This is a genomic window from Acidovorax sp. GW821-FHT10E03 (assembly GCF_059415205.1).
The window spans coordinates 298,043-314,631 of the sequence record NZ_JBWKMU010000009.1 but is presented as its reverse complement, the minus strand read 5'-3'; the positions used below and the strand labels follow the sequence as shown (position 1 = coordinate 314,631).

At 63.9% G+C, this 16,589-nt stretch carries 18 protein-coding genes; 3 read left to right on the top strand and 15 right to left on the bottom strand.

The genetic code is table 11. The features are described from left to right. Positions 1–276 precede the first annotated feature (276 nt). On the top strand, positions 277–2,175 hold the full coding sequence (locus AC07OD_RS18100; protein ID WP_494597673.1) for an ATP-binding cassette domain-containing protein: 1,899 nt from the start codon (positions 277–279) through the stop codon (positions 2,173–2,175). A gap of 83 nt (positions 2,176–2,258) precedes the next feature. Here the strand turns inward: AC07OD_RS18100 and AC07OD_RS18095 are convergent, their stop codons facing one another. The 7 genes from AC07OD_RS18095 to AC07OD_RS18065 form a co-directional block, all read right to left on the bottom strand. Then, positions 2,259–3,365, bottom strand: coding sequence for a protein-glutamate methylesterase/protein-glutamine glutaminase (locus AC07OD_RS18095; protein WP_494597672.1), 1,107 nt, complete (start codon positions 3,363–3,365; stop codon positions 2,259–2,261). A 15-nt stretch (positions 3,366–3,380) separates the two neighbouring features. Further along, entirely contained in the window at positions 3,381–4,130 is a 750-nt protein-coding gene (gene cheD / locus AC07OD_RS18090) for a chemoreceptor glutamine deamidase CheD (protein WP_218296985.1), read from the bottom strand. A 29-nt stretch (positions 4,131–4,159) separates the two neighbouring features. Continuing rightward, positions 4,160–5,065: a CheR family methyltransferase gene (locus AC07OD_RS18085; protein ID WP_369643490.1), complete on the bottom strand. Its 906-nt coding sequence runs from the start codon at positions 5,063–5,065 to the stop codon at positions 4,160–4,162. A gap of 113 nt (positions 5,066–5,178) precedes the next feature. Further along, positions 5,179–5,667: a chemotaxis protein CheW gene (locus AC07OD_RS18080; RefSeq protein ID WP_218296984.1), complete on the bottom strand. Its 489-nt coding sequence runs from the start codon at positions 5,665–5,667 to the stop codon at positions 5,179–5,181. 54 nt (positions 5,668–5,721) lie between these two features. Continuing rightward, the gene (locus tag AC07OD_RS18075; RefSeq protein ID WP_218296983.1) at positions 5,722–7,851 is read right to left on the bottom strand and encodes a chemotaxis protein CheA; all 2,130 of its coding nucleotides are present in this window, start codon (positions 7,849–7,851) and stop codon (positions 5,722–5,724) included. A gap of 45 nt (positions 7,852–7,896) precedes the next feature. Then, positions 7,897–8,259 (bottom strand): response regulator, encoded by a 363-nt coding sequence (locus AC07OD_RS18070; protein WP_056173069.1) that lies wholly within the window; start codon positions 8,257–8,259, stop codon positions 7,897–7,899. 49 nt (positions 8,260–8,308) lie between these two features. Next, positions 8,309–8,755: a hypothetical protein gene (locus AC07OD_RS18065; protein ID WP_218296982.1), complete on the bottom strand. Its 447-nt coding sequence runs from the start codon at positions 8,753–8,755 to the stop codon at positions 8,309–8,311. A 187-nt stretch (positions 8,756–8,942) separates the two neighbouring features. Between AC07OD_RS18065 and AC07OD_RS18060 the strand changes: the two genes are divergently transcribed. Beyond that, positions 8,943–10,052: a hybrid sensor histidine kinase/response regulator gene (locus tag AC07OD_RS18060; protein WP_218296981.1), complete on the top strand. Its 1,110-nt coding sequence runs from the start codon at positions 8,943–8,945 to the stop codon at positions 10,050–10,052. Beyond that, positions 10,049–10,678, top strand: coding sequence for a response regulator (locus AC07OD_RS18055; protein ID WP_218296980.1), 630 nt, complete (start codon positions 10,049–10,051; stop codon positions 10,676–10,678). Before AC07OD_RS18060 ends, AC07OD_RS18055 begins: the two co-directional genes overlap by 4 nt. Positions 10,679–10,707: 29 nt before the next feature. On the opposite strand, the gene fliR is transcribed toward AC07OD_RS18055, so the two are convergent. The 8 genes from fliR to AC07OD_RS18015 form a co-directional block, all read right to left on the bottom strand. Further along, complete coding sequence (gene fliR / locus AC07OD_RS18050; protein ID WP_218296979.1) at positions 10,708–11,478, bottom strand: flagellar biosynthetic protein FliR; 771 nt, start codon at positions 11,476–11,478, stop codon at positions 10,708–10,710. 76 nt (positions 11,479–11,554) lie between these two features. Next, positions 11,555–11,824 carry a flagellar biosynthesis protein FliQ gene (fliQ, locus tag AC07OD_RS18045; RefSeq protein WP_218296978.1) on the bottom strand — a complete coding sequence of 90 codons (270 nt, stop codon included), beginning with the start codon at positions 11,822–11,824 and terminating at the stop codon, positions 11,555–11,557. 11 nt (positions 11,825–11,835) lie between these two features. Further along, a complete protein-coding gene (fliP, locus tag AC07OD_RS18040) occupies positions 11,836–12,606 on the bottom strand; it encodes a flagellar type III secretion system pore protein FliP (protein ID WP_369643492.1) in 771 nt (256 codons plus the stop codon). After that, positions 12,599–12,955, bottom strand: a complete 357-nt coding sequence (locus AC07OD_RS18035) for a FliO/MopB family protein (RefSeq protein ID WP_369643493.1) — start codon at positions 12,953–12,955, stop codon at positions 12,599–12,601. The genes fliP and AC07OD_RS18035 overlap by 8 nt, the downstream gene beginning before the upstream one ends. Positions 12,956–12,962: 7 nt before the next feature. Beyond that, entirely contained in the window at positions 12,963–13,400 is a 438-nt protein-coding gene (fliN, locus tag AC07OD_RS18030; protein ID WP_218296975.1) for a flagellar motor switch protein FliN, read from the bottom strand. After that, positions 13,390–14,394, bottom strand: a complete 1,005-nt coding sequence (gene fliM, locus AC07OD_RS18025) for a flagellar motor switch protein FliM (protein WP_010466026.1) — start codon at positions 14,392–14,394, stop codon at positions 13,390–13,392. Before fliM ends, fliN begins: the two co-directional genes overlap by 11 nt. Positions 14,395–14,412: 18 nt before the next feature. Further along, complete coding sequence (locus AC07OD_RS18020) at positions 14,413–14,988, bottom strand: flagellar basal body-associated FliL family protein (protein ID WP_218296974.1); 576 nt, start codon at positions 14,986–14,988, stop codon at positions 14,413–14,415. A gap of 236 nt (positions 14,989–15,224) precedes the next feature. Continuing rightward, positions 15,225–16,586: a flagellar hook-length control protein FliK gene (locus AC07OD_RS18015; protein WP_494597671.1), complete on the bottom strand. Its 1,362-nt coding sequence runs from the start codon at positions 16,584–16,586 to the stop codon at positions 15,225–15,227. Positions 16,587–16,589: the final 3 nt, after the last annotated feature.

Sequence of the window (16,589 nt, the reverse complement as noted above, 5' to 3'; positions counted from 1 at the left end):
AACCTCCAGCGCCCCGCATCTCTGCAGCACCGCCTCAGTAGCGAAGCCCTCGACTATAGCATGAGTTCGGAGGGCGAAAGGAAAGTTGATCAGTTCTTTCCTGAAGGCCTCCTTCAACATTCGCTCCGTGCAGGCGTGGGCCACGCCACGACCACTGCGCCTCCTTGCGGTCCTCTACTAAAGGGTGAGAAAACACATCCAGTGGGGGTGCGAGCGCCCAGCCCAGTTCTGCCCCATCGCCGGCAACACCACCCTCCCCCCGATAATCCTGCCCTTATGGCACTTATCACCTTACTGGACGCCCAACTCGCATTTGGGCATGTTGCACTGCTGGACCACGCCGGCTTTTCCCTGGAGACTGCCGAGCGCGTGGGACTGATCGGGCGCAATGGCGCGGGCAAGTCCTCGCTGCTCAAGATTCTCGGGGGGCTGGCCAAACCAGACGACGGCTCACTGCAGGTACAACAGGGCGTGCGCATTGCCTTCGTGGCCCAGGAACCCTCTCTGGATTCCAGCGCCACCATCTTCAAGTCCGCGTCCGAAGGATTGCAGCGCGTCATTTCCATCCGTGACCAGTACCTGTCGGGTGCGGAAGGCCTGGACCTCGATGCCCTGCAATCCGAAATTGAAGCCTACGACGCCTGGAACTGGGAGCAGCGGGTAGAGGAAACACTGCAGCGCCTGCATCTGGATCCGGATGCCGTTGTGGGCACGTTGTCAGGGGGGACCAAGAAGCGTGTGGCACTCGCACAAGCGCTGGTAGCCCGCCCGGACGTCCTGTTGCTGGATGAGCCCACCAACCATCTGGACCTCGACTCTATCGAATGGCTTGAAGACCTTCTGCTTGATTTTCCAGGCAGTGTGGTCACCATCACCCATGACCGGTCGTTCCTGGACCGCGTTGCCACCCGCATCGTGGAGCTTGATCGTGGGCAGTTGCGCTCCTACCCCGGCAACTTCGCGCAATACCAGATACAAAAGGAGGATCAGCTGGCCCAGGAAGCCGTTATTTCGGCCAAGGCCGACAAACTCCTCGCCCAGGAGGAAGTCTGGATTCGCCGCGGCGTCGAGGCGCGCCGCACCCGCAGTCAGAGCCGCATCAGCCGCCTGGAGCACCTGCGCGCGCGCCGCGAGGCCCGCCGGGAAGTGGTGGGCAGCGTTCGCATGGACGTGGCGACCGGCAGTTCCAGCGGGTATCAAGGCAAGATCGTCGCGGAGCTCAACGGTGTGGGCAAATCCTTCGGCGACAAGACCATTGTGCGCAACTTCACCGGAACGATCCTGCGCGGCGACAAGGTGGGCTTGATAGGACCCAACGGCGCAGGCAAAACCACCTTGCTCAAGATGATTCTCGGGGAGCTGGCACCCGACGAAGGCACCATCCGCCAAGGCGCCAATCTGCAGGTCGCGTATTTCGACCAGATGCGCCATGCCGTCAACCTGGATGCCACGTTGGAGGACTTCATCAGCCCAGGCAGCGAATGGATCGAAATCGGCAACCAGCGCAAGCATGTCAAGAGCTACCTGAGCGACTTCCTGTTCTCTCCGGCCCGCGCGCATTCCCCTGTCCGCTCGCTGTCGGGCGGCGAGCGCAACCGGCTGCTGCTGGCCCGGCTGTTCGCGCGTCCCGCGAATGTCCTGGTACTGGATGAGCCCACCAATGACCTGGACATCGACACCCTCGATCTTCTGGAGGAGCTGCTGGAGAACTACGAAGGTACCGTGTTCCTCGTCAGCCATGACCGGACTTTTCTCGACAACGTGGTCACCAGCACCATCGCCTTCGAGGGCGATGGCCTGTGGCGGGAATATGAAGGTGGCGTGCAGGACTGGTTGCAGCAATCCAAGCGCAGCCGGGCACTCCAGGCCTCCCCCGCGCCCGGCCAGAAGGCTGGCCGAGAGAATTTGAGCGAAAATCCGGCTCAGGCCTCATCCAGCAAGCGCGAGCCGCTATCAAAAAAGAAGCTTAGCTACAAGGAACAGCGTGAGCTCGACCAGTTGCCTGCACAGATCGCCGGACTCGAAGCAGAGCAGCAGGAACTGCAGGATGCTCTGGCGGATGGCACCCTGTACAGCGCCGACCCCGCACGGGCCGCCGCCATGACCACGCGGGCCGGGGCCATCGAGGAAGAGTTGATGGCTGCACTGGAACGCTGGACGGCCCTGTCCGCCTGAGGCACCAAGGCACCGGGCACAAGCAGGACCGCGCTGCTCTGTCGCCAAAATGCGCGGCCTGCAACGCAGGCCGTGCCCGGCCATCAGATCCGGTGGTGCAGCCGATCCGTCGCGCCCCGCAAACGCGTAATCAATGCGGAGGCGATCTGCCCCAGCGGCAGAACCTCATCCGCGGCGCCGTGGGCAATGGCTTCGCGCGGCATGCCAAATACGATGCAGCTGGCTTCATCCTGCACGTAGTTGTAGCTGCCGGCATCCTTCATCTCTTTCATCGCGGCCGCGCCATCGTTGCCCATTCCGGTGAGCATGATGCCGAAGGCATTGCGCCCCACCGCGGCAGCGGCCGACTTGAACAGCACCTCGACCGAGGGCTTGTGGCGATTCACCGGCGGGCCATCATCCACCACGGCAACATAGTTGGCACCACTGCGGGCCACGTGGAACTGGGTTCCCCCCGGAGCGATGTAGGCATGGCCAGGCAGGATGCGTTCCCCGTTCACGGCTTCCTTGACCGTGATCTGGCACAAGCCATTGAGGCGGGCCGCGAAGCTGGTGGTGAAACCCGGGGGCATATGCTGGGTGATGACAATGGCGGGCGAATCCGCCGGCATCTGCACCAGCACCTCCTTGATGGCCTCGGTACCGCCGGTGGATGCCCCGATGCAAATCAGCTTTTCGGTGGACAGGCGCCCCAGGAGCGCCGACGCGGGCATGGCAGGCGCTGCACCTGCACCACTCCCCGCACCGCCAGCGGCGGTGGTTTCGCGAGCGGGCGCGCGGCGAACCTGCGCCACCGCGGCCACGCGGATCTTGTCCACGATCTGGGTGGCCAGATCGTTGAGGCCGCTGGCCAGGCCGACACGGGGCTTGGCCACAAAATCCACCGCGCCCAGTTCCAGCGCCTTCATCGTCACTTCAGCGCCCCGCTCCGTCAGCGTGGAAATCATCACCACCGGCATCGGTCGCAAGCGCATCAACCGCCCCAGGAAGTCGATGCCGTCCATGCGCGGCATCTCGACATCCAGTGTGATGACATCGGGATTGAGCTCGCGGATCATCTCGCGCGCCACCAAGGGATCATTGGCCGTGCCGATGCACTCCATGTCCCGCTGCCGGTTGATGATCTCGGACAGCAGACTGCGGACCAACGCCGAATCGTCCACCACGATCACCCGGATTTTCCTGCTCATTAACTCACGCCTTCCTCAAAACAGATCGACAGAACCGCCCGAGGTGGTCTTGGCCACGGTGGCGGCATTGCCGCGCACTTCCTGGGCCACCAGGGCCTCGGGATGTGCGTGCGCCAACCGCTTGACCATGGCTTTCCCTGTGATGGGGAAAAAAACCACCTTGCGCGGATAGATATCCAGCACATCCTCGGAGACGATGGGAATACGCTCCGTGTGAAGGTAGTTCAAAACAAAATTGGTGTTGCGCTCACCGACATTCATCGTCGTGAAGTTGTGCATGACCTGCGCCCCGCCAAAAATCTTGGCCTGCATGGTTTCGCGGCGGGCTCCGAGCTTGAGCATCTCGTTGATCAGCAATTCCATGGCGTACGAGCCATAGCGCCCCGAGGCATCCCCCACATCACCATCGGGCAGCATGAAATGATTCATGCCTCCTATGCGCGCACGGCTGTCCCACAGGCAGGCGGCAATGCATGACCCCAGCACGGTCATGATGACCATGTTCTCGTCGGCGACAAAATATTCGCCCGGGAGGACCTTCACGGCATTGTGCTGAAAGTGATGGTCCAGATAAAAGAAGGAAGCCTCCCCGGGTTTGCGGCTGTGCGCCTTGAGCTCCTGCAGCGAAGACTCCCGGGCCGGCCCTGACCCGGCGGCATAGATGTCCGCGCTCAGGGGGGCGATGCGGGGAGCACGGCGCCGCTCGGACATGCCAGGCGCGGCAACGGCCGAAGAAGGGGATGAGCCTGATGGAGTGGTGGTCATGTGTGCTCGGTGCTAGGCAACATGGCGGGTCAGCGACGCTCGTACACCGTTTTGCCGCGCAGCGTAAACAGGTCCCTAGACTCGCTGAAGTTCTCGGCATGCCCTACAAACAGCATGCCGCCGGGCTTGAGGACCCTGTGGATCCTCTCCAGCACCCGCCGCTGCGTGGGTGCATCAAAGTAGATCATCACGTTGCGGCAAAAAACCACATCGAAGGGCTCTTTGAACGGCCAGTCGTCCCGGATGAGGTTCACACTCATGAAATCAATGGCACGCCGCAGTTCCGGCTTGGCCCGCACCATGCCCAGATTGGCCCCCTTGCCCCGCAGAAAGAACTTCTGCAGGCGCTCCGGGCTCAGGCCTTTGAGGCTGTCGAGGCGGTACACCCCCTGCGCTGCCGTCGCCAGCACGCGGGAATCGATGTCGCTGGCGGTCAGCTTGAAAGACGCGTTGGCCCCCAGCGCCTCGAACGCCGTCATCACGATGGAATAGGGTTCTTCTCCGGTAGAGGCGGCATTGCACCAGACCCGCCAGCCAGTCGATGGCTTGCTGCGCAGATGCGAGGCGAAGATCTCGAAATGGTGCTGTTCGCGGAAGAAGGCCGTGAGGTTGGTGGTGAGCGCATTGATGAACTCCTGCCACTCCGGGCCGTCATGCGTCTCAAGCCATCCGAGATAGTCGTGAAAACTGTTGTGCCCCGTGTCACGCAAACGGCGCGAAAGGCGGCTGTACACCATGGCGTGCTTGCCGTCGTGCAAGCTGATGCCCGCGCGCTGATAGATCAGCGCCTGCACCCGCGCGAAATCCGCATTGGTCCAGACAAACTCGCGCCCCTGGGCCAGCGGCCCCGAGGGGGCAGCCGCGGCGGCATAGGCCGGATCCACCCTGGCGGTGGTGGGCCGGGCCGTGGGGAATGCACTGGTGGGTTGGGCCATATTGATCGTCCGACGGGAAATCCTGTTCGCTCCAAGAGACCTGCTAGCCACACCTGCCATCTGCTGGCAGGTGCTGGATCCACCACTGGTGTGACGGTTGCGCCCTATTCGCCCTATTCGTTGGCGGTCACCAGCCCCATGTCCACGCCGGACATGAGTTTCTCGATGTCCAGCAGAATCAGCATGCGCTCACCCACCGACCCGAGCCCGAGGATGCAGCTGTTGTCGATGGCGCTTTCAATATCCGGTGCAGAGCGAATGCTCTCGGGCGTCAGTTCCATCACATCGCTGACGGAGTCCACCACGATTCCGACCACCCGGTTGCGGAGGTTCAAGATGATGACCACCGTGAAGCTGTTGTAGTCCGCCTGCGCGCAGTTGAACTTGAGGCGCATGTCGACAATGGGCACGATCGTGCCACGCAGGTTCACGACGCCCTTGATGAAACTGGGGGCGTTCGCAATCCGTGTCGGTGGCTCATAGCCACGGATCTCCTGCACCTTCAGGATATCGATGCCGTACTCTTCCTGGTCGAGGCGGAACGTCAGATATTCGCGGGTGCCCGTTGGCACCGCCTCTGCGGTTTTACCCATCACACTCATGGTGAATTCTCCTTTCGTGACAGCGCCCTGCCCTTCGGGCACGGCTGCTCAAATCTAGTGGCGCGCCCGCCGCACCAGCCCGCCCGTATCCAGGATGAGCGCCACCGTGCCGTCGCCCAGAATGGTGGCGCCCGACACGTTGGGGACCTTGCGGTAGTTCGATTCCAGGTTCTTGACCACGACCTGGTGCTGGCCCAGCAGCTCATCCACCAGCAGCGCAACACGGCTGCCATCCGCCTCCACGACCACCATGATGTTGCTGGACTTGTTGGGGTCAAAACGCGGCACCTGGAAGATCTTTTCCAGCGCGATCACCGGCATGTATTCGTCGCGCACCTTCACCAGTTGCGATCCCTGTGCCACGGTGCTCACATCGTCCGCGTTGACCTGGAAAGACTCCACGACGGAAGACAGCGGCAGGATGTAGACCTCGTCGCTCACGCCCACGGACATGCCATCCATGATGGCCAGCGTCAACGGCAGGCGCACGGAAACCTTCATTCCGTAACCCTCGGCCGAGTCAATCTCCACCGACCCGTTGAGCGCCGCGATATTGCGCTTGACAACGTCCATGCCCACGCCGCGCCCGGACACGTCGGTCACCTCGTCGGCGGTGGAAAAGCCTGGTGCAAAGATCAGTTGCCAGACCTCCGCATCGCTCATCTGCTCGGACACTTCGATGCCGCGCTCCTGCGCCTTGCTGAGGATCTTCTCGCGCGAGAGGCCACGGCCATCGTCGCGCACCTCGATCACGATCGATCCGCCCTGGTGCGAGGCCGACAGCGTGATGGTCCCGTGTTCCGACTTGCCCTTGGCCAAGCGGTCCGCCGGCATCTCGATCCCGTGGTCGCAGCTGTTGCGCACCAGGTGTGTCAGCGGATCGGTGATCTTCTCGACCAGCCCCTTGTCCAGTTCGGTGGCCTCGCCCAGCGTCACCAGTTCGACCTTCTTGCCCAGCTTGTTCGCCAAGTCCCGCAGCATGCGGGGGAAGCGGCTGAAGACGATGGACATCGGAATCATGCGGATCGACATGACCGATTCCTGCAGGTCGCGCGTGTTGCGATCCAGGTCGGCCAGGCCCGCCAGCAGCTGCTGGTAGGCGCCTGCATCCAGCCCCCGGCTGTTCTGCGCGAGCATCGCCTGGGTGATCACAAGTTCACCCACCAGGTTGATGAGCTGGTCGACCTTTTTCACGTCCACGCGAATCGTCGTGGACTCCATCTGCGCCTGCATGGCGACCTTGGGCTCCGCAGCCTTGGGGGCCGCAGCCTTGGGCGCTTGTGCGGGGGCCTGCGCTGCCGCTCGGGGCGCATCGGTACCGGGAGCACCCGGCGCATCGCTGAAGAAGCCGTACGCCTCGCCTCCGGCGGCATCCGCGGCGACCACGACATCGTCGTCCGCGTCCTCCGGGGCTGCAGCCGCTGCTGCAGCGGCCTCACGGATGAGGACCTGCTCCTTGGACACATGGAAGGCGAACAGGTCGAGCAGATCATCGTTGGTGGAGGTGGTCTCCACCGCGAACAGCCGCGTGTTGGGCTGGGTGCTTTCCATGTCCCGGATGGCACCGAGCCCGGGAATATCCCGGAACAGTTCCTTGATGGCATCGGCCTGCTGCGGCCGCTCCAGCGGGCCGATCTGGATTTCCAGTGCACGCGCCTGTCCGGCGACTGCGGGCGTCACCGCCTTGGGCGCGGGAGCCGCTACCTGCGGGGCTGGCGCAGGTGGCGGTGGTGCCACGGCGGGCGCGTCACTGGGGACGAGCCCCGCAGCAAGCTCACTGATGCGGCGCACCAGCGACGTGGTGGAGACAGCCTCTCCCTGGCCTCCGGCCTGATGGCGGGCCAGCAAGCTGCGGGATGCATCGGCGGACTCCAGCAGCACGTCCACCATCTGGGGAACGGGTTGCAGCTCATGGCGGCGCAACCGGTCCAGCAAGGACTCCATCTGGTGCGTCAGCTCCGCCACGTCCGAAAAACCAAAGGTGGCCGAGCCACCCTTGATGGAATGGGCGCACCGGAAGATGCCGTTGAGCTCTTCATCATTGGCGCTGCTCAGATCCAGATCCAGGAGCATCTGCTCCATCTGGTCCAGGTTTTCGCCCGCTTCCTCGAAAAAGATCTGATAGAACTGGCTCAGGTCGAAGTCAGCGCCTGCTCCCGATCCTTCTTGGTAGGTTTCCGCCATCGTGGGCTCCTGTGTACTTGGTGGTCCGGGCCAATCCAATCCGGCTCAGCGGATCACTTTCTGGATGACTTCGATCAGGCGATTGGGATCAAAAGGCTTGACCAGCCAGCCCGTCGCCCCGGCCGTGCGCCCGGCCTGCTTCATCTGATCGCTCGACTCGGTGGTGAGGATCAGGATCGGGATGGTCTTGAATTTGGGGTTCTCGCGCAGTTTGCGCGTCAATCCGATACCGTCCAGGCGCGGCATGTTCTGGTCGGCCAGGACCAGATCAATGTCATGGCTCTCAGCCTTCTCAAGGGCATCCTGCCCATCCACCGCCTCCACAACGTGGTAGCCGGCACCCGTGAGAGTGAACGACACCATTTTCCGCATGGACGGTGAATCATCTACGGCTAGGATCGATTGCATGTAAGGCTCCAACTGACTTGAATATATAGGTTAACCAGTGACGTGAAGATCAGAACAGGTCCACGGAACCGGCATCCATCTCGCTTTGCGTGACGGGGTTGGGCCGGTCCGGCGCCATCTCTGCAAATGGCGCTGCTTCTTCACCATCTTCATTGCCCATGGCCTCGGAGGCCAAGCGGAAAGCGCATCCTTGAAGCACCTTGGTCGTGTGCCAGATCAACTGGGACGCCATATCCTGGAACTGCAATTCGGTCACGGCGCTGCGCAGCGCGGCCCGAGCGGCCACCAGCTCCGGAGAATCGGCCACAGCCGCGTCCGTCAGCACGGCATTGGCCTCTCCAAAACGTTCCAGCAGGTTGTCGGTGGCATGGCTGAGCAGGCCTTCCAGGCGATGCAGGTCATGCATCACGACCAGCAACGAATCCTGCAGCTCTGCCGCCACCATGACGGGAACCTGGACAGCAGGTCCTCCAGACGTTGTTAGCGTAGATTGCATCGTTTCTCCATCGCAGCACGCAGCAGCAAAGCACGCAAAAATCCCAGGACTACGATATCTGCACAAAAGCCCAAAGCAAAGGCATGCGCACCATGGTGTCGGCATCCATTGGACGCTGACGCTGAAACCATCCCAATCGGACAAACACCCTTGTTTGTTCCAATTTGTATCCTATGATAGCGCTCCTATGGTCACCATAGCACCAGACCAGACCCTCAGCATCCTGCATCTTGAAGATTCACTGGCGGACCATGAGCTGACCGCCTTGACCCTGCGGCGGTCCGGGCTCCATTGCCATCTCCATCAGGTCGACTCGCTTGCCGACTTCCAGCGGCTGACCGATACCCAGGCTTTTGACATCATCCTGGCAGATTACCGCCTGCCAGGCTTTACCGCGCTGGACGCATGGACGCATGTGGCGCAAAAGCCGCAGCACCCCCCTTTTGTGCTGCTGTCCGGCGCCATCGGCGAGGCAGCCGCCGTGGACGCCATCCGCCTGGGCATCGCAGACTACCTGCTCAAGGACGACCTGCAGCGCCTGCCCCATGTGATCGCACGCGCTCTGGAGGTCCACGACGCCCGCAAGGCGCGCGAACAGGCCGTGGCGCAGCTGGAGGCGTCCGAACGCCGGCTGGCGGAACTGACAGAACACCTGCAAACATCGATCGAGCAGGAACGCGCATCCATCGCCCGAGAAATTCATGACGACATCGGCGGCGCATTGACGGCCGTGAGGTTCGATGTGGCATGGATCGGACGCCACAGCACGGCCCCGGCGATGCAGGAACACGCGGCGTCGGCGGCCGAGATGCTGCAGCACGCCATCGAGGCGAGCCAGCGGATCATGATGAACCTGCGCCCGCCGATCCTCGAACAGGGGCTGGTGGCAGCCGTTCAGTGGCTTGCCGCCGGCTTCGAGCGCCGCTCGGGCATACCGGCTCCGGTCGTGACCAGCAGCGAGACCATCCACGCTCCGCCGGATATCCAGCTGGCGGCCTACCGCACCGCGCAGGAAGCGCTGACCAATATTTCCAAACATGCCCATCCAGGCACTGTGCGTATCGATCTCTCCGACAAGGAGGGCGTCCTGACGCTGGAGGTCACCGACGATGGCCGGGGCATCGATCCGCAAATGCTCGACAAGCCCAAGGCCTTCGGGCTCAAGGGCCTGCATGAACGCGCCCGGACTGTCGGGGGGTGGCTGGATATCAGCAGCCGGCCCGGCCAGGGCACCTCCGTGATCCTTTCCATACCGCTAACATCGCACCCATCACCAGCCCCAGGAGATGTGCAGTGATTCATGTGGTCCTGTGCGATGACCATGCCGTTCTGCGGCGCGGAATACGCGACACGCTGGCCGACGCCCCCGATATCCAGGTGACTGGAGAGGCCGGGGGATATTCCGAGCTGCGCGAGGTGCTGCGCTCGGCAGCCTGCGATGTGCTGCTGCTGGACCTGAACATGCCGGGGCGCAGCGGCCTTGAGGTGCTGGCCAGCCTGCGCGAGACGCACTCCGCCATCAAGGTGCTGGTGGTGTCCATGTACCCGGAAGACCAGTACGCCCTGCGCTGCCTGAAGGCCGGCGCCCAGGGATACGCCAACAAGGCAGGGGATCCGGTCGAATTGATTGCGGCCGTGCGCACCGTCATGCAGGGGCGCAAGTACCTCACGGCAGAGGTTGCCCAGATGCTGGCGGACAGCCTGGCACAGCCCACGCCGGAGGCGCCGCATGCGGCGCTGTCCGAGCGGGAGCTGCAGACACTGGTCAAGATTGCCTCCGGCCGCAGGCTGTCGGACATCGCCGAGGAGTTGATGCTCAGCCCCAAGACCGTGAGCGTGTACCGTTCGCGCGTGCTGGAGAAGCTGAAGCTCTCGAACAACGCGGAACTCACCGTCTACGCCATCCGCAACCAGCTGGTCTGAGACGGCCTGCACACCCCCCTCTTTCCCCACTATCGCTGCGTGGCAAAGAGATCGACCGCCTGCTGCATCAGCGCCAGCACCGGTTGCTCCAGCAGCGGGAGCGTGGCCACGATGCCCAGCATGCCCACGGTCAACGTCACCGGGAATCCCACGGCATAGATGTTCATCTGCGGCGCCACCCGCGAAATGATGCCCAGCGTCAAGTTGACGAACAGCAGGAGCGCGATCATGGGCAGCGCGATCCACAGCGCACTGGAAAACAGGGACGAACCCAGCTCGTAAATGCGCATCTGCCCAAGGGCCTGCAGGAAGTTGCCATCGACCGGAAAGCGGTCAAAACTCTTCACCACGGCCATCAAGATCAGCAGATGGCCATTGATCACCACAAAGAGCAGCATGGACATGTGTCCAAAAAAGCGGGCTACCGCACTGATCTGCGCATTCGAAGAGGGGTCGAAAAATGATGCGAAATTCAACCCCATCTGCAACCCGATGATTTCGCCCGCCAGCTCCACGGCCGCAAACACCAGCCGGACGGAAAACCCGATCGCAAGCCCCACGGCCACTTGCTGGGCCACGGCTCCGAATGCCTCGCGCCCGTTGACGCTGATGACCGGTTGATTCACCAGCACGCCCTGGGCGCACAGCGCCACCAGGAACGCCAGTCCGATCTTGACGCGCATGGGTATCGTCCGCATGGAAAACACTGGCGCGACCGAGAAGACGGCGAGCACGCGCAAGAATGGCCACAGGATGGGAGACAGCCAGGCCATCAGCTGGGCTTCGGAGAAAGTGATCACGCGATCCCCGATGGGCAGCAAGAAATGGGGCTGGCGAACAAAGGGTGCGGCGCGAAGCGCAAGGCCGTGCCCCGCACTAGCCGATCATCGACGGAATGGACTCGATCGTCCGGCGGATAAAGTCCACCAGGGTACTGAGCATCCAGGGCCCTGCGATCGCAAAAACCACCATCGCGGCGATCAGCTTGGGAACAAAGGCCAGTGTCGCCTCATGGATCTGCGTGACCGCCTGGAAAATGCTCACGATCAGACCCACCGCCATCACGGCACCGAGCACCGGCATCGAAATCATCAGCAGCAGCGTCAAGGCGTCGCGCCCGATGGTCAGCACCATTTGCGAAGTCATCGCCCACTCCTTCAGGGAACAAAACTGGCAGCCAGCGAGCCGATCAGCAAATTCCAGCCGTCCGCCAGCACAAACAGCATGAGCTTGAACGGCAGTGCCACCAGCACCGGAGACAGCATCATCATGCCCAAGGACATGAGGATGCTCGACACCACCATGTCGATCACCAGAAACGGGATGAAGATCATGAAGCCGATCTGAAATGCCGATTTCAGTTCGCTGGTGACAAAGGCTGGCACCAGCACCCGCAGCGGCGCGGTTTCCGCCGTCACGCTCGCATCCAGGCGCGCCAGCCGGGAAAAGAGGGCGAAATCGGATTGCCGGGTCTGCTTGAGCATGAAGCTGCGCATCGGCGCCTCGGCCTTGACCAGGGCCTGTTCGAAGCTGATGGTGTTGTTGGTGTAAGGCACATAGGCGTCCTGGTACACCCGGTCCAGGGTGGGGCCCATCACGAAGAAGGTGAGAAACAGCGACAGTCCGATGATGACCTGGTTGGGCGGTGCCGACTGGGTACCCAGCGCCTGGCGCAGGAGAGACAAAACGATCACGATGCGCGTGAAGCCCGTCATCATGAGCAGCACCGCCGGCAGGAAGGACAGGGCCGTGAAGAACAGCAGGGTCTGGATGGGCACCGAATAGCTGTTGCCCGAAGGGCCGCTGCCCACCACCAATGGCAGCGCGCCCGCGGAGGCCTGCGCGGCGGCCGTGCCATGCACCATGGCGCCCAGGGCGGCCACCGCAGCCAGCAGCAGCACATGACGCACCCGTGACGCCTCAGCCATGGGAAGGACTTCCAGGCGCGTTGACGGCCGACGCAACCGCGTGCGCGAAAGATGGTTCCGCCTTGGGCGCCGCGGAAGGCGTGCTGGCGGCAACGGCCGGCAGCACGTGCAGGCAGCTCACCTGCTGCGCGGTCACGCCAAGAACCAGCCAGGTCCGCGCGTGTTCCGGCCCCACCTCCACGGTGACCACGCGCTGCTGGGGACCCACGGCCACGGCGGAGAGCACGCGGGAAGCCGCTCCAGCCCCCAGGCCGGCGGTGGCGTGGCGCTGCTGCAGCCGGCGGACCAGCCAGGGCAGCAACGCCATGGCGCCCACGAAAAGGACGACCACCACCAGCGTCTGGGTCATGCTGCCACTATCCACGGCTGACCCGCCGAAGGCGCTCGGAAGGGGTCACCACGTCCGTGAGGCGGATACCGAACTTGTCATTGACCACGACGACCTCGCCCTGCGCGATGAGATAGCCATTCACCAGGACGTCCATGGGCTCGCCCGCGAGCGCGTCGAGCTCCACCACCGAGCCTTGGGCCAGCTGAAGGATGTACTTGATCGGCACCTTGGTGCGCCCGAGCTCCACCGACAGCTGGACCGGAATGTCCAGCACCATGTTGATGTCGTTGACCGTGCCATCCCCGCCGCCAGAGAAAGGGCGCACGGGGTCGCCGGAGAGGGGGCCGCCCTGCTCGGCATCGCCGGGCTTGTCCTCGGTCCGTTTTTGCTCCTCGAGCGCCTCGGCCCAACCCGCAAAGGGGTCATCCGCCGCGCCGTCCTTGTTATCTTCTTCAGTTGACATCTTTTTCTCCCAGCCAGCTCATGTCGGCATTGCGCAGGCATTCTTCGATACGAATGGCGTACTTGGAATTGTGCGTTCCGTACTGGCATTCAAAAATAGGCACGCCCCCGATCGACGCGCGGATGCGGGGCTCGCGGTCGAGCTCGATGAAATCGCCAGGCTTCATGGCCAGCAATTGCTCCACCGTGGCATCGGCGCGGGCCAGTTCAGCCACCAGCGTCACTTCGGCGGCCTGGATTTCCCGGGTCAGCACGCGCACCCAGCGGCGATCCACCTCGATGGAATCGCCCTGTGTGGACGAATACAGCACGTCGCGGATGGGCTCCAGCGTCGCGTAGGGCATGCAGATATGGATCGCCCCCGAAAGGTCGCCGATTTCCAGCTGAAAGGCCGTGGACACGACGATTTCACTGGGCGTGGCGATGTTGGCGAACTGCGGCTGCATTTCCGAGCGCTGGTATTCGAGCTCCAGGGGGTAGATCCCCTGCCACGCCTTCTTGTATTCGGCGCAGATCACATCCACCAGGCGGTTGATGACCCGCTGCTCCGTGGGCGAGAAGTCCCGCCCCTCGATCCGAGTCTGGAACTTGCCCACGCCGCCGTACAGCGTGTCGATGATGCCGAACACGAGCGAGGGTTCGCACACGATCAGCCCGCTGCCGCGCAGCGGACGGATGGCCACGATGTTGAAATTCGTGGGGACCGCAAGCTCCCGCAGGAAGGCGCTGTAGCGCTGCACGGACACGGTGCCCACCGAGATCTCGGGGCTGCGGCGGATGAAATTGAACAGGCCGATGCGGAAGTTGCGCGCGAACCGCTCATTGACGATTTCCATCGTCGGCATCCGTCCACGGACGATGCGCTCCTGGCTGGAAATGTCGTAGTTGCGTACGGAACCCGCCTCCGCCACTTCCTCGACCGATTTCTGGCTCTCGCCAGTAACCCCTTCGAGAAGGGCATCGACCTCTTCCTGCGAAAGAAATGAATCACTCATGACTGGTCCTTGCCCGGGTCACTGGATGATGAAGCTGGAGAAAAGCACCCGGTGCACCGGGTTGCGCTCCGTGCGCCGGCGCGCGGGGCGTTCATCTTCGTCGCCGTCCTTGTCGGCCGCCGCGGCACGCGCGCGGTCGCGTTCTGTGGCAACCGGATAGCCCAGGGGACGCGAGACTTCGCGCAGGATATCGGAGGCCAGTTTTTCCTTGCCTTCCCTTTGCAGCAATTCGGCGGAGGTCCGCTGGGAAATCAGCATCAGGATGCCACTGCGGATGGTGGGCAGGTACAGCTTCACCTGTTCCGCCGTCTTGGCATCTTCCAGCTCCAGGGTGATGCCGATCTGTGCAAACCGGTCGCCGCCGGGGTCCGCCAGGTTCACCACCATGTTCTCCATGGGCAGGAAGGTGGGAGCCACCTTGGGGGCCTCCTTGCGGGCCGGCGCAGCCCCTTCCTCGTCTTCGGCGTGGGAGCGGCTGGAAATCAGCCAGGCCGCCACCCCGCCGCCAATCACCAGCACCGCCACAACGCCGATGATGATGATGAGCATCTTCTTGCTTTTGGCCGGAGCCGCTGCGGGGGTATTGGCTGACACGATGCAGATTCCTTGGTGGGAGACGGGCCGTACCCACGCAATCAATGGGCGGACAAGACCGGATGGCCCATTATTGGGCGATGCTGCGACCAATAATAGCCAGAATAAAAGCCCAAAACCATGGCATTCGCAGCGCTATCCCGATTGCAGGTCACCCGCCAGGAGCCGTGACCCGGCAATGCGCCCACGGCGCGGCGCATGCGGGGCGGGCCGAAGGTTCCCGCCGCCATGCGGACTCACACAAAGATGTCCACGGCACGGTCTGGCGCGCCGCCACCGCCGCGCAGCGGCGAGGCCATGCCCACCGGCGTGGCGGCCACCACCTGCGCCTGGCGTGACCCATCGCGGCGGCCCTGCCGTTCGGGGTCGGCCGCATTTTCACGTTGTCCGGCCGACGTGCCGACCGACATGCCCGAGAGCACCAGCCCCTCGCTGCGCAGCAACTCGCTCAATTGCGCCATGCTCCGATCCAGCATGTCGCGGGTCTGCGGCTGGTCGCTGCGGAAAGTCACATGGGCCTCATTGCCCGACAGCGACACCGACACCTCGACGGGCTGCCCGTCGCGGTTGAGCGTCAGCTCCGCATTCTGAGTCTTCTGGTTGATCCAGTACGTCACCTGCTCGGCGACCTGGTCCTCCATGCCGGCCTGGGCAGGATCGCCAAACGCCGCGGCGCCATCGACGGCCGCTCCTGGCTCCACGGGCGCCACGCCCCCGCCATTGTCGAACCATGCGCCGGCATCCCCCCGCCCTTCGCCAGGGCGGCCGCCATTGCCGGCGGCCTCCCCACCCCGTGCGGGCGCTGCAGCCGCCAGCAGGTCGCCCGCCATCGCTGCGCCGTTGGCCACCAGGTCGCCGGCCCCGGCAGCCGCGCTCCGATCGGCGGCGCCCGCAACCGGCAGGCCCGCCGCCATGCGCTCGCTGGCGGCCTGCACCGTCGCCACGGCCGCCATGTGGTGCCCTTGCGTCGGCAGCGCCACATCGCCCGCCCGGGCCCGGCCCAGGGACATTTCTGCGGAATCCGCCCTTTGGGCCAATGCAGTTTGCATGCGCGAGAAAGCCCGGCCGAACGCTGCGGCACCGGCCTGTGGTGCCCCGCCCTTGAGGTCCGCGGAAGCGTCGAGCATGGCCGTTTCGGCCACCATGCCCTGTGGCAGGCCGTCCACGCCCGGCACACCAGCCGCCAACGGGTTCGCCCCTGCCTGGGCGCCCGCGCCGGGCATCCCCGAGCCTGCCGCCGTTCCATCTTGCACTGCAATGCGAAGGCCGGTGCCCTGCCCCGCCGCCGCCCCGGCGGCATCGCCCCGCACAGCGGCGTCGGACGCCAGCAATCCCTGCCATGCCGCCAGAGCCGAAGCATCCAGGGCATCCTTCGCGGCATCGGCGGGCAACCCATCGGCCGGCGCCGCGCCGGCGGACGGCAGGTCCAGCGGCCCGGCGTCCCCCGGGGCAGCAGCATCCCCGAGCGCTGCCAGCAGGGCCAGAAAGCCGCTGGGGGCGGCACTGTGGGCGTCGTCCGGCGCCTGCGCCGTGGACCGGGTCCGCGCGGCGTGGGCCGGCTGGGTGCCCTGGGGAGAAGAAATTCTTGCTTGTTCCATTGT

What these genes read in the sequence shown, in the direction of transcription:
- AC07OD_RS18080 (WP_218296984.1), bottom strand. Translation starts at nt 5,667, where the DNA reads ATGAGTGTGATGGGTAAAACCGCAGAGGCGGTGCCAACGGGCACCCGC.
- AC07OD_RS18100 (WP_494597673.1), top strand. Translation starts at nt 277, where the DNA reads ATGGCACTTATCACCTTACTGGACGCCCAACTCGCATTTGGGCATGTT.
- AC07OD_RS18060 (WP_218296981.1), top strand. Translation starts at nt 8,943, where the DNA reads ATGGTCACCATAGCACCAGACCAGACCCTCAGCATCCTGCATCTTGAA.
- AC07OD_RS18035 (WP_369643493.1), bottom strand. Translation starts at nt 12,955, where the DNA reads ATGACCCAGACGCTGGTGGTGGTCGTCCTTTTCGTGGGCGCCATGGCG.
- fliN (WP_218296975.1), bottom strand. Translation starts at nt 13,400, where the DNA reads ATGTCAACTGAAGAAGATAACAAGGACGGCGCGGCGGATGACCCCTTT.
- fliM (WP_010466026.1), bottom strand. Translation starts at nt 14,394, where the DNA reads ATGAGTGATTCATTTCTTTCGCAGGAAGAGGTCGATGCCCTTCTCGAA.
- fliQ (WP_218296978.1), bottom strand. Translation starts at nt 11,824, where the DNA reads ATGACTTCGCAAATGGTGCTGACCATCGGGCGCGACGCCTTGACGCTG.
- AC07OD_RS18095 (WP_494597672.1), bottom strand. Translation starts at nt 3,365, where the DNA reads ATGAGCAGGAAAATCCGGGTGATCGTGGTGGACGATTCGGCGTTGGTC.
- AC07OD_RS18070 (WP_056173069.1), bottom strand. Translation starts at nt 8,259, where the DNA reads ATGCAATCGATCCTAGCCGTAGATGATTCACCGTCCATGCGGAAAATG.
- AC07OD_RS18075 (WP_218296983.1), bottom strand. Translation starts at nt 7,851, where the DNA reads ATGGCGGAAACCTACCAAGAAGGATCGGGAGCAGGCGCTGACTTCGAC.
- fliP (WP_369643492.1), bottom strand. Translation starts at nt 12,606, where the DNA reads ATGGCTGAGGCGTCACGGGTGCGTCATGTGCTGCTGCTGGCTGCGGTG.
- AC07OD_RS18085 (WP_369643490.1), bottom strand. Translation starts at nt 5,065, where the DNA reads ATGGCCCAACCCACCAGTGCATTCCCCACGGCCCGGCCCACCACCGCC.
- cheD (WP_218296985.1), bottom strand. Translation starts at nt 4,130, where the DNA reads ATGACCACCACTCCATCAGGCTCATCCCCTTCTTCGGCCGTTGCCGCG.
- AC07OD_RS18065 (WP_218296982.1), bottom strand. Translation starts at nt 8,755, where the DNA reads ATGCAATCTACGCTAACAACGTCTGGAGGACCTGCTGTCCAGGTTCCC.
- AC07OD_RS18015 (WP_494597671.1), bottom strand. Translation starts at nt 16,586, where the DNA reads ATGGAACAAGCAAGAATTTCTTCTCCCCAGGGCACCCAGCCGGCCCAC.